An 11,790-nucleotide genomic window follows, 5' to 3' on the forward strand; every position below is an offset into this window, starting at 1 on the left:
GCTGCGGCGATCACCGCCAAGCTCGGTGAACCAACCGCGCGCGTCGCCGGTCCGCCCCTCCAGTTGCGGTGGGCCGGGCCCCAGGCCACACTTTTGCTCGTGCGCTTCGACGCCTCGGTATGGCTCAACCTGACCACCAACGCACAACTGGCCGCAGACGACCGCAACATCGAACTCGAGAAGCAGGGGCTGCTGTGACCGACTGAGCCTCGTTATCTCCGACGAGAACTGAGGCGAGACAGCGGCGACGCCTGCTGAAGCAGCGGCCTAGGTCAGACCGTCACGGTTGCCCTTTTCCATCTTGTCGATGTAGTCGGCGCTCTCGGTCTGGCCGTCGGCGAAGTCCTTCATGGATTTGGCCATGGTCTTGACGTTGTCGCTGGTGTTGGTCCACGAGGCGTCGTAGCCGTCGCCGCCACCGGGGCCGTCGTTGAAGCTCTTGCCGAGTTTGTCGTTGCCCCAGACGTTTCCGCGGCTGTTCAACGAGCTGTTCAGCGTGTTGATGATGCTGGTGAGTGAATTGCCGACGCCGCGCGATTTGCCCGCCGCGGTCCGGAAGTTGTCGGCGTCGTACTCGAAGGTGCCCATCGCCCTCAATCCCTCCACGAGTGGTGCTTCGAGCACACCACAACTCTTTCGCCTACGCAACAGCCTGGCACGGCCGAGAGAACCGCGCATGACACCGCTGTGAACGGGTGGTGCCTACGCGTTCGCCTCCCAGTGCGATTCCACCCGTGACATCATCCGCTCGATCGAGGAATTGACCTTGCCGATCAGATCGGACCTGGACACCGGTGTGGCGATGGGATTCTCGCTCGGCAGGTCGATGACGTACCGGCCGTCCTCGGGCAGGTCCCGCCATACCAGGATGTCGCGGTGCATCCCGCGGGAGCCGAACATCGACTGGTTCTGCAGGATGTTGATGGTGCCGGTGCGCTCGGCGGGCCGGTTCAGGAATTCGGTGCTGCGCTGGGCGATCGAGGTGTCAGCTTCCTCGAAGAACATCGAGGGCCGCGGCGCGTACTCGTCCCGGGTGTCGCCGCCGTCGACTACCAGCGGGATGATGCCGCCCTTGGCGGCGCCAGTGACCGGCATCAGATCGACGATGGCGTCGGCGAGCCCGTGCGGCCCGACGTCGACGATCGTGTAACCGCCGCTGTGGGTAGGAGTTTCACCGGGCAGCTGATTGATCAGATAGCCGTTCGCGCCTGCTCGCGCCGCTCTGGCCTTCAGCCAGTACTGCGCGTTCTCGCGCTCGTCGTCCTTCCAACCACGCAGTCGCACGTACGCTTCGGGCCGTTCCAGCACCTCGAAGACCGACCGCAGCGCCGGGTCGACGGTGTGCTGCAGCCGCTGCCAGACCTGGTACTTCTCTTCCTCGTAGTCCTCGTGCAGGCGTGTCCTGGTCTGGAAGGTCAGCGGGCGCGGCAGATCGGTGCCGACGAATCGCTGCCACAGCACCCGGAATTCGATGTCGGTGAGTTCCCACTGCTGCGTCACGCCTGGGCCTCCGGCCGTGCGTGCGCGATCGAGCCGGTGCTGCCGACTTCGACCGATTCGACCGGGGCCTCGATCGTCTGGGCAGGCGCTTCGGTTGCGAGCGACTCGGCGACCAAGCCGGTGAGCGGGGTGACGACCTCGTCCATCCCGGACAGCAGGTTGGAGAAATCGGGCAGCGAGGCGCGCGGGAACGCGTCGGCCGTCGCCGATTCGGTGGTCTCGCCGACCACCGTCGCCCCGTCGGTGGTCGTCGCGTCGGTGGTCGTCGCGGCGGTCTCGATGCCCAGCATTTCCGCCAGCGGGGACAACGCGGGATTGTCCGCGATCAGCTGGTTGATCTCGGGCGACTGCGACAGCATTTCCGCGAGGTCGGGGAACTGCCCGAACAGGTTGCCGAGCTGGGTGAAGTCGGGCAGGCCCGAGGTGGCGCCCGTGCCGCTCGTGTCAGCCGACACCTGCTGCAGCGCGGTGGCCAGCGACGGCAACGCCTGGGTGAGCGAGGAGACCGCGCCGGTGACCGCCGACATCACCGAGGACAGGATGCTGGACAGGTCGCCCGAACCGGAACCGCTCGAACCCGCCACCGACCCCGTCGAGCCAGTCGAGCCGGTCGAACCCGAACCCGCTCCCGACGTCTGACCGTTCGCTCCCTGCTGCGAACCGTTGGTGCCGTTCTGCTGGAGCGCGGCCGCCGCCTGCTGGGCCGCCTGCTGGGCGGCTTGCTGCTTGGCCACGTCGGGCGCCACCGCCGCCTGCTGGCTGCCGCCTCCGGAATTCCCGCTGCCTCCCGAATTTCCACTGCCACCGGAATTTCCGCTGCCACCATTGTTTCCGGCATTGTTGTTGCCGCCGTTATTGTTTCCGTTATTATTATTATTGTTGTTGTTATTATTGTTGTCCGGCGTCTTGATCGGCCCCTTCGGCGCGGCAGGCTCCGCCGCCGCCGGGAACAGCTTCTCGGTGTTCATCACACCGTCGACGTAGTGCCGCTGATATCGATCGCGGTTCTCCTGCAGATCGTCGTCGCACTTGTCTTCGGTCTCGATCGGCATGCTCACCTTGGTCGCGTACAACCAGTTCGCGGTGTACTCGAGGTTCTGCTGCATCATCTTGAAGGAATCGCTGGCGACCATCGCCGACTTGCCGAAGGTGGTGATCGCGGCCAGCGCCGCTTCGCCGCCCTGACTTTCCCACCGATCGCCGGTGATCTCCCCGAGCTTCTGCTCGAGGTTGTAGGCGGCGCCGTGGACGGCGTGCGCCATCGCCTCCCAGATCGGCGCGTCGTTGGCGACCTCCTGCCAGGAGATCCGCTGACCGAGGTCGTACATATCGCGCCAGGACATGTTGTCCGCCGCGCGGACCGGTATCCGCACACCCCCCGATTCCGCCGTCGCGGTGCCCGCATGCTTGGGCACGTTCGCGGTCTCGATGTCGTAGTTGTGCTTCTCGTTCTTGATTTCGATGCCGGTGCCCTGCCGCACCTTGACATCGACTTCCCAGTGCGCGGGCGTGTAGCCGCCCGCCTGGGAGACCTCGCCCTTCATATCCTTTGCGCCGGGCGAGGAATTCACATTCCGCAACTCGCCCTTGAGCGTGGCGATGTTGTCGCCGGACGCCTTGTCGGTCTCGGTGTACGACTCACCAGCGGCCTTGAACATGGTGACCAGGTCTTCGAGCGAATCGATGTAGCGCCCGATGAGGTCCTTGGCCTGGGTGGCCTCGGAGATGAACTTGTTCCGCAGCGGCGGTCCGGCGTCGACCTGACTGCCACCCAGCTTGGCCTCGTCGTAGTTGTTGAGATCATGGTCCTTGAACAGATTCTGGCAACCCTTGAACACTTCGATCGCCTGGCTGCACGCCTTGGCGGCCTCGAGCGCGGCCCCCGTCTCGACCTTGACCTTCGCCTTGCCCGCCAGCCCCTCGTAGGGAGAATCGCCCACGCCAACCGCTCCTCGCAGCACCCCACCGACGACCCTCGCGCAGCCGGCTCCATCGCATCGCATTCTAGTGAGCTAGGCGAAATATGCACAGCCACACGGAAACACCGATCTGCGCTGGGGTGAACATCCGGGTTCGGCGGACGATCGGGCAGGCCTGGCCGATCTGTGACAAACTCGAACGACCACCAGCGGCCGGGTAGCGGCCGTGCTCGAACGATGGATGAGGCCAGGATTGACGTCGCGATGGAACTGCTCATGACCGACCTGAGCGGCCTCGAACGGCGCGTCGCAGCCGACCGTGCGAACACCAGGAGTCAGCGGCCGGAGGACTTCCTGAAGCTGGCTGGATCACTCACCGAGCTGGCCCAGGGATTGCTCACGACGCGCGACGATCCGTCGCAGCGTGACCGCACCGCCGAGGCGCTGGAGCCGGCGCAGGAAGCGGTGGCCATCCGCCTGCACTGGCTCGTCGGCGGCTATGTCTCCTACGAGTACGCGGGCGCCCTGCAGGACGCGTTGCGGCTGTTCGAGCAGGCGACCAGGCTGGTCGGCCACCGGCAGCTGGCGACGAACACGATTCGCAGCGCCTGTTCCGCGTATCGGCAAGTGGCGCAGGACTATCCGGATGTGTCGGCGATGTGCGCCGACGGCCTGTCCAAGTGCGGCGTGTGGTTGATGCGGCTCGATCACGAGGCCGCGGTGGCGGCGACCGAGTCGGCGGTGCGGATCAGGGCCGCGATGTACGCGCGCTCGTCCGAGCAGCCGGGCAAGTACCTGGCGAGCCTGAGCACCCTGTTGCGCACGATGATGGTCGGCCGCTCGCGCAAGCAGGCGATCGCGACCTATCGCGCGCTGTATTCCGAGCTCACCTCGCCGGCGAGCACGGCGAAGCTGCGCGAGACCAGGATCGAGGACCTGGATCTCACGCTCAAGACCACGCAGGCGCTGATCAAGCTCAACGCGCAGACCCTGGAGCGCGCGGGCAGGTTGACCCAGCAGCAGATCCTGTATCAGTCGGGCGGTGACCTGGCGACCATCGACGAGATCAACTGGCGTCTCGCGCTGGTCGGCCTCAAGCCACTGGCCGCGGGCGCGATGCCGGAGCCGCCGTCGCGCCCGGTGGAGATCTCGGCGACCTACGGCGCGATCGCCGTGCGCTGCACCGCGCCCGACGCGTTGATGCAGGTGCGCACCGCGATCATCGCGGCGTTCGCCCGCGACGGCGCCGAGCAGGTCGACGCGGGGCGGTTCGCGGGTGTGCACGAAAAGCATTGGGGCGTCAAGGAACCCGTGGTCAACCCCGCGACCGAGCTCGGCGCCGACGTGGTGCTCGTCGAGAAGTCCTCGGGTAGCTGGATTTCGGTGAAGAGCCTGAACTGGGAGATCGGCGCCCTGGGCAAGCATCCACTCGCGGTGGCCCTCTCGGAGAAGTGGCCGGTGCTCACCGTCGCCACCATCGAGAACATCTCCTATGAGTTGTGCCTCTACGACAACGGCGTCGCCACCCAGTACGCCGCGCTCGGCCGTCCGGCCGGGCAGGCGCCGCTGGACGCGCCGCTGGCTCCGCTCGATTTCGCCACGCTGGCCGACTACGGCGCCGACTACGCCTCCGAGACCCAGGTCAGGGCGGCCTTCGGCAATGCCGGGATGTTCGCCAAGGTGACCGAGCTGCCGGGCAGCGGCATCCGCCAGGCCGCCGAGCAGCGCCCGCTCACCGAGTTCGGGCCCGACATCCTGTTCTTCGGCAAGTCCTGATACCGCGCGTTCCGGCCACCGTGTGACCCGGCCGGCCGGGGCGGTCCGCGTCCCGGCATGATCGATCGGTGTGCGAGTACTGCTGCAGCGAGTGACCAGTGCCCAGGTGAGCGTCGACGACGAGGTCGTGGGGCGGATCGATCCGGCCGCCGCCGGCAGTCCGCACGGGCTGGTCGCGCTGGTCGGTGCGACCCACTCCGACACCGAGGCCACGGCGAAAGCACTGGCGGACAAGACCTGGCGATTGCGCATCCTCGACGGTGAGCGCTCGGCGGCGGATCTGCACGCGCCGATCCTGGTGGTCAGCCAGTTCACCCTCTACGCCAACACCGCCAAGGGCAGGCGCCCCTCCTGGAACGCCGCGGCGCCCGGCGCCCACGCCGAACCGCTGGTCGACGCCTTCGCCGCGGCCCTGCGCGAACTCGGCGCCGAGGTCGCGACCGGCCGTTTCGGCGCGCACATGCGAATCGCGCTGACCAACGACGGCCCGGTCACGATCCTGCTCGAGGGCTGACTATTTGTCGCCCGGCCGGTACGGGATACCGTCGGCGGCCGGGGCGACCGCCTTGCCGATGAAGCCTGCGACCACCACCAGGGTGACCACGTACGGGAGCATGCCGAGGAACTCGGTGGGGATCGGGTTGCCCGGCATGGTGTTCAGGAACCGCTGCAGCGCGCTGCAGAAGCCGAACAGCAGGGCCGCGAACAGCACGCCCACGGGGTGCCAGCGGCCGACGATCATCACCGCCAGCGCGACGAAACCGAGCGCGGCGGTCATGTTCTTGCTGAACGAGACATTGTTGGCGATGGTGAAGAACGCGCCGCCGAAGCCGGACAGCGCGCCCGCCACGGTGACGTTCCAGAAGCGCAGCCGGTTCACGTCGATACCCGCCGCGTCGGCGGCCGCCGGATGTTCGCCGACGGCCCGGGTCCGCAGGCCCCAGCGGGTGTTGAACAGCAGGTAGGTCAGGCCGAACACGCAGGCCAGCGCGACGTAGACGAACAGGTTCTGGTCGAACAGGGCGGGCCCGACGACGGGGATGTCGGGCAGGAAGCCGAGGCCGATGTCGTCGAAGAACCCGCCGAAGCGCGGCACGGTGTGCGGCTCGTTCAGCGAATGATCCATGCGCATCAGGCGTTCGAACAGGAAGCCGGTGAGACCGAGCGCGAGCAGGTTCAGGATCACGCCGGTGACCAGCTGGTTCACCGCGAATCGGGTGGCCAGCCAGGCCAGCAGCAGTGTCGAGACCATGCCGCTGAGCAGGGCGGCGAGAATGCCGACGTAGGGGTTGTCGCTGATCGAGGCGAACAGGGCCGCCGTGAACGCACCGGCCAGGAACTGTCCCTCGATGCCGAGGTTGATCACGCCGGAACGCTCACACACCACACCGGAGAGCGCGCCGAAGATGAACGGCAGCGCCAGGAACAGAGTGGTCATCAGGACGAATTCGACCGGGAAGCCCACACCGGGCGTCACCACCCACGACAGGGCGGCGATCACCAGCGCCGCCACCGCGAGGCCGACGGTCCATCCGTGCGGGCGCGGAGACAGCGGCCGGACGAGCAGGAGCGCGCCGAGCGCCGCCGTCAGCACGCACAGGGTGAGGACGACGGCCAGTGTGCCGACGGTCCAACTGCTCTCGGTGGTCTGATCCAGGGTGAACGTCGTGGTCCGGCCACCGTCGATGAAGAGCAGGCCGAGCCCGCCGAGGGCCACGGCGAGCACGAGGAAGACGATGCCCGCCGTGCGGTGCCTGGTCGCCTCGTCGACGACCGGCTTCGGTGCCGCGATGGTGGTACTCACCAGCCCCTCGCTTCCAGAGTGTTGAGGCCACCGCGCGGAGTGCGCAGTCGCAGCAGGGTTTTCACGAGGGCGGGGGCGGCGATGAACAGCACGATCACCGCCTGCAGCAGGGTCGACATCTCCACGGGAATGGCGGGCTGCATGTGCAGGGTGCCCGATTTCAGCGCACCGAACAGCAGCGCGGCCGCCACGATCCCGCCGGGATGCGCCCGGCCGAGCAGCGCGACGGTGATGCCGTCGAACCCGTATTCGGCGACCGTGCCCGGGTTCACCGTGTAGGGGTTGAGCCCGAGCACCAGCGCGGCGCCGCCGAGGCCGGCCAGCCCGCCCGCCACGCCCATCGTGGTGACGAAGGTGCGTCCGATGTCGATGCCGGAGCTGGCGGCCGCGTCGGTGTTGGCGCCGACCGCGCGGATCCGGTAGCCGAAGGTCGATTTGCGCAGCAACCACCAGATCGCCGCCGCCAGCGCGAGCGCGATCAGCAGACCTACGCTCACCCGCAGTCCGGTGCCCGCCCAGCCGAGCAGGCGCGGTAGCCGGGCCGACATGTCGGCCGGTTTCGACACCAGCTCCTGCGAGGTCGTCGAGTGCAGGAAGGTGGTGCCCAATGCCCAGAGCAGGAAATACGTGGCGATATTGTTCAGCATGATCGACGAGATCACCTCGTGCGCACCGGTTTTCGCTTTGAGCACGCCGGGGATGCCGCCCCAGATCGCGCCCGCGAGCGCACCGGCGAGCAGCGCGAGCGGCACGTGCAGCAGCGGCGGCAGGTCGACCGCGAAGCCGACGATCACCCCGCCGAGCATGCCGAAGATGAACTGCCCGTGCCCGCCGATATTGAACAGCCCGGCCCGGAACGCGAGGCCGACGGCGAGACCGGTGAAGATCAGCGGGGTGGTGTAGGTGAGCGTCTCCGAGATCGGCCGCAGCACCTGGGCCAGCGTCGCGTCGCCGGCGAGGTACTCCTGCAGGCGGCCGATGTCGAGGACGGCACCCTCGAACAGGTCGCGGTAGGCGGTGCTGACGGCGGTCCAGGAGAAACTCAGCGCGTCGGCGGGTCGATTGAAGAAGTAGGCCCAGGCGCGGCGCACCGACGGATCGGAAACGATGATCAGCAGCGCGCCGAGCAGGAAGGCCAGCAGCAGCGAATAGACCGTCACCATCACGCCGTTGGCCTCGGTCAGGTACCGGGCGAAGGTGCGGCCGAATCCGGGCTTGTCCTGTTCCGGTCGGGGCGAGTCGGTGTCCGGCTCGGTGGTCGTACTCGGCATGGGAGTCCTCGGGAGGTCAGCGCGCGGCGGCGGGATCGGCGGAGGTGTCGTCGTCGGGGCGATGGCCGACCATGAGCTGCCCGATGACCTCGCGCGGAGTGTCCGGGGCGACCTCGCCGACGATCTTCCCGTTGTGGATCACCGCGATCCGGTCCGATAGCGCCAGGATCTCGTCCAGTTCGGCGGAGATCAGCAGCACCGCGGTCCCCGAATCACGTTCGGCCACCAGCCGGGAGTGGATGAACTCGATCGCGCCCACGTCGACGCCTCGGGTGGGCTGGGCGGCGACCAGCACCGTGCGCGGGCGGGAGAACTCCCTGGCGATCACCACCTTCTGCTGATTGCCGCCCGACAGCGACGACACCAGCTCCCCCGGCCCCCGCGTGCGAATGTCGAACTCCGCGATGGACTTGTCGGCCAGCGCGTCCACCGCCGAGGTATCCATGACCCCGCGGCGTGAATACGGTTCGTCGCGATACTGATTGAGCACCAGGTTCTCGGCGACACTGAAATCGCCGATCAGCCCGTCCCGTCCACGATCCTCCGGGATGTATCCGAGCCCCGCGGTGATCCGCCGGTACGGCTGCCACTGGGTCACCTCGGCGCCGGCCAGCTCCACCGAACCGGCGGCCGCCCTGACCGTGCCGAGGATCGCGCGCGCCAGCTCGGTCTGCCCGTTGCCCTCCACCCCGGCGAGCCCGACGATCTCGCCCGCGCGCACAGTGAGATTCAGGCCGTCGAGCGCGGCGATGCCCCGTTCCCCGAGCACCGTCAGGTCCTTGACGGCCAGCGCCACCTCGCCCGGCTCGGCCGGTGGACGCTCCACCGACAGCGTCACCGCCCGGCCGACCATGGCTGCAGCCAGCTCGGCCTCGCTGTCGCGCGGCGAGGCCTCGGCGACCACCTTGCCGCGCCGCAGCACGGTGATGGTGTCGGCGATGGCCTTCACCTCCCGCAGCTTGTGACTGATGAAGATCACCGACATGCCCGCCGCGGTGAGATTGCGGATGATGCCGAGCAATTCGGCCACCTCGGGCGGAGTGAGCACGGCGGTCGGCTCATCGAGGATCAGCAGATCGGTGTCGCCGGACAGCGCCTTCACGATCTCCACCCGCTGCTGCACACCCACCGGCAGGTTCGCGCAGACGGCATCGGGATCGAGGGCGAGACCGTACCGCTCGGACACCTCCCGCACGGCCTTCCTGGCGGCGGCACGGTCGAGCACCCCGCGCTTGGCGTGCTCGTTGCCCAGCTGCACGTTGTCGGCCACGCTGAACGGCCCGACCAGCTTGAAGTGCTGATGCACCATGCCGATTCCGGCGGCGATCGCGTCGGCGGGCGAGCGGAAGCGCACCGGCGCGCCGTCGATCAGCATCTCACCGGCGGTGGGCTCCAGGATCCCGTAGAGCATGTTCATCAGGGTCGATTTGCCCGCGCCGTTCTCGCCGAGGACGGCGTGGACCTGGCCGGGCTCGACCACCAGGTCGACGTGGTCGTCGGCCACGAAATCGCCGAAAGTTTTGGTGAGTCCCCGTACTTCGAGTCGCATCCGGATCTCCTCAGGCAGTGGGGGCCGCGGGCGAAGTGACCACGATCTTGCCGTCGACGATGTCGCGGCGCAGGACCTCGAGCTCCTGTTTCACCGACGCGGGCACCTGCTGCTCGAAATCGTGGAACGGGGCGAGCCCGACACCGTCGTTGCCGAGTGTGCCGACGTAGCGGCCGTCGGTGGGGCCTTCGGTGAACGCGTTGTCGATGGCGCTGCGCACCGCCGAGGAGATGTCCTTCATCGAGGACGACAGCATGATGTGCTGGTACTCGGGCACCGCCTCGAAACCGTCGGAGTCGACCCAGATCATGCTCACCCCCGGCGAGTCCTGCACGGCCGAGGCGCCGCCCATGCCCACCGGCCCCGCGACCGGGTGGATCACGTCGGCGCCCTGGGCGATGAAATTCTCGGTGAGGGAACGGCCCGCGCTCGTATCGTCGAAATTGCCGGTGAACGAGCCGCGCTGGGCCGCCACGTCCCAGCCGAGCACGCCCACGGACGTGCCGTGCACCTGGTTGTATTTCGCGACGCCGGCGGCGAATCCGTCCATGAAGATGGTGACCGCGGGGATCTGCATGCCGCCCCAGGTGGCGACCTTCCCGGACTTGCTGGTGCCGGCGGCGAGATAGCCACCCAGATACGACGACTGGGCGGCGTTGAATTCCATCGAATACACGTTTTCCAGATCGACGTGCGCGTCGACGATGGCGAACCGGGTGTCGGGATATTCGGCCGCCACCTGCGCGACCGCCTCGGCCATCAACCCGCCGACACCGATCACCAGATCGCAGTCGTCGTCGGCGGAGGCACGCAGATTCGGTTCGTAATCGGCGGAACTGTTGGACTGCCGGTACGACCCGTAGACGCCGGGGTTGGCGTCGATCGCGGCCTTGACCCCGTTCCAGCCGGATTCGTTGAACGACTTGTCGTCGACGCCGCCCGCGTCGGTGACCATGCAGGTCTCGAACCCCGCGGTGGCCGAGCCGTACGTATTACCGGAACCGGTATAGCGCGACTCCGCGGGCGGCTCGGCACAGCCCGCCAGCAGAGCCGTCGCCACGGCGGCGAGCAGCGCGATGCCAGATCTCATAGCTCAGAGATACAGGATTACGCCGCTCGCGTCCTGATTCGAAGGTTTTGTAACCCGACCTTTTTCCGCGCGGCCCGGAATTATTCGGGACGCAACGTGAGAATGCGCGGGCCGTCCTCGGTGACGGCGACGCTGTGCTCCCAGTGCGCGGCCCGGGAACCGTCGGTGGTGACCACCGTCCAGTCGTCCTCGAGCGTTTCGGTCTGGGTGGTGCCGAGCGTGAGCATCGGCTCGATCGCCAGCACCGAACCCACCACCAGGCGCGGGCCCTTGCCGGGCGCGCCCTCGTTCGGCAGGAACGGGTCCATGTGCATCTCGCGGCCGATGGCGTGACCGCCGTAGCCGTCGACGATGCCGTACTTGCGACCGTGTGCCTGCTCGGCTGCCCTGGTCCCGAGTTCGATGGCGTGCGAGACGTCGGTGAGGCGGTTGTCGGGCAGCATCGCGGCGATGCCTGCCTCCATCGACAGCTTGGTCGCCTCGCTCAGCAGCCGGTCGGCCTCGATGATGTCACCGATGCCGAAGGTCCAGGCCGAGTCGCCGTGCCAGCCGTCGAGGATGGCGCCGCAGTCGATCGATACCAGGTCGCCCTCGGTGAGGATCTCCTGCGCCGAGGGGATGCCGTGCACGACCCGGTCGTTGACCGAGGAGCAGATCGAGCCGGGGAACCCGTGGTACCCCTTGAACGACGGGACAGCGCCCGCGTCGCGGATCGTCTGCTCGGCGACCTCGTCCAGCTCCAGCGTCGACACGCCCGGCTTGGCGGCCGCGCGCACGGCGACGAGCGCCCCGGCGCCCGCCCCCCCCCCCCCCGGCAAGGCGGCCTGGGACCAGGCGCCGGACAGCCCGATCAGCGCCGAGGACGTCGAGGTGGCCTCGCC

11 protein-coding genes are annotated in these 11,790 nt (G+C 67.9%); 3 read left to right on the forward strand and 8 right to left on the reverse strand.

What is annotated here, in order from left to right; genetic code table 11:
• The coding region (locus QH270_RS14680; RefSeq protein ID WP_280342147.1) for a DUF6301 family protein at window positions 1-198 on the forward strand (198 nt) is incomplete at its 5' end.
• Between the two features lie 69 nt (window positions 199-267).
• Here QH270_RS14680 and QH270_RS14685 read toward each other — a convergent pair.
• From QH270_RS14685 to QH270_RS14695, 3 genes are all read right to left on the reverse strand, one after another.
• Window positions 268-588 carry a hypothetical protein gene (locus tag QH270_RS14685; RefSeq protein WP_280342149.1) on the reverse strand — a complete coding sequence of 107 codons (321 nt, stop codon included), beginning with the start codon at window positions 586-588 and terminating at the stop codon, window positions 268-270.
• Window positions 589-702: 114 nt separating this feature from the next.
• Window positions 703-1,500 (reverse strand): ESX secretion-associated protein EspG, encoded by a 798-nt coding sequence (locus QH270_RS14690; RefSeq protein WP_280342151.1) that lies wholly within the window; start codon window positions 1,498-1,500, stop codon window positions 703-705.
• Entirely contained in the window at window positions 1,497-3,440 is a 1,944-nt protein-coding gene (locus QH270_RS14695) for a hypothetical protein (protein WP_280342153.1), read from the reverse strand. The genes QH270_RS14690 and QH270_RS14695 overlap by 4 nt, the downstream gene beginning before the upstream one ends.
• A gap of 243 nt (window positions 3,441-3,683) precedes the next feature.
• Between QH270_RS14695 and QH270_RS14700 the strand changes: the two genes are divergently transcribed.
• Both QH270_RS14700 and dtd read left to right on the forward strand, forming a co-directional pair.
• Window positions 3,684-5,195 (forward strand): hypothetical protein, encoded by a 1,512-nt coding sequence (locus QH270_RS14700; protein WP_280342156.1) that lies wholly within the window; start codon window positions 3,684-3,686, stop codon window positions 5,193-5,195.
• 70 nt (window positions 5,196-5,265) lie between these two features.
• Window positions 5,266-5,709, forward strand: a complete 444-nt coding sequence (gene dtd / locus QH270_RS14705; protein WP_280342159.1) for a D-aminoacyl-tRNA deacylase — start codon at window positions 5,266-5,268, stop codon at window positions 5,707-5,709.
• Here the strand turns inward: dtd and QH270_RS14710 are convergent, their stop codons facing one another.
• From QH270_RS14710 to map, 5 genes are all read right to left on the reverse strand, one after another.
• Window positions 5,710-6,999 carry an ABC transporter permease gene (locus tag QH270_RS14710; RefSeq protein ID WP_280342161.1) on the reverse strand — a complete coding sequence of 430 codons (1,290 nt, stop codon included), beginning with the start codon at window positions 6,997-6,999 and terminating at the stop codon, window positions 5,710-5,712.
• Entirely contained in the window at window positions 6,996-8,270 is a 1,275-nt protein-coding gene (locus tag QH270_RS14715; RefSeq protein ID WP_280342163.1) for an ABC transporter permease, read from the reverse strand. The genes QH270_RS14710 and QH270_RS14715 overlap by 4 nt, the downstream gene beginning before the upstream one ends.
• A gap of 16 nt (window positions 8,271-8,286) precedes the next feature.
• Window positions 8,287-9,819 carry an ABC transporter ATP-binding protein gene (locus QH270_RS14720; RefSeq protein ID WP_280342166.1) on the reverse strand — a complete coding sequence of 511 codons (1,533 nt, stop codon included), beginning with the start codon at window positions 9,817-9,819 and terminating at the stop codon, window positions 8,287-8,289.
• A 10-nt stretch (window positions 9,820-9,829) separates the two neighbouring features.
• Window positions 9,830-10,909, reverse strand: a complete 1,080-nt coding sequence (locus tag QH270_RS14725) for a BMP family lipoprotein (RefSeq protein ID WP_280342169.1) — start codon at window positions 10,907-10,909, stop codon at window positions 9,830-9,832.
• An 80-nt stretch (window positions 10,910-10,989) separates the two neighbouring features.
• Complete coding sequence (gene map, locus QH270_RS14730; RefSeq protein ID WP_280342172.1) at window positions 10,990-11,754, reverse strand: type I methionyl aminopeptidase; 765 nt, start codon at window positions 11,752-11,754, stop codon at window positions 10,990-10,992.
• Window positions 11,755-11,790 lie beyond the last annotated feature (36 nt).

Source organism: Nocardia neocaledoniensis, from assembly GCF_029868625.1.
Classification (GTDB): Bacteria; Actinomycetota; Actinomycetes; order Mycobacteriales; family Mycobacteriaceae; genus Nocardia; species Nocardia neocaledoniensis_A.

Excerpts from the sequence above, each read along its gene's own strand:
- QH270_RS14685 (WP_280342149.1), bottom strand. The coding sequence starts at position 588 with ATGGGCACCTTCGAGTACGACGCCGACAACTTCCGGACCGCGGCGGGC.
- QH270_RS14700 (WP_280342156.1), top strand. The coding sequence starts at position 3,684 with ATGGAACTGCTCATGACCGACCTGAGCGGCCTCGAACGGCGCGTCGCA.
- QH270_RS14715 (WP_280342163.1), bottom strand. The coding sequence starts at position 8,270 with ATGCCGAGTACGACCACCGAGCCGGACACCGACTCGCCCCGACCGGAA.
- QH270_RS14720 (WP_280342166.1), bottom strand. The coding sequence starts at position 9,819 with ATGCGACTCGAAGTACGGGGACTCACCAAAACTTTCGGCGATTTCGTG.
- QH270_RS14725 (WP_280342169.1), bottom strand. The coding sequence starts at position 10,909 with ATGAGATCTGGCATCGCGCTGCTCGCCGCCGTGGCGACGGCTCTGCTG.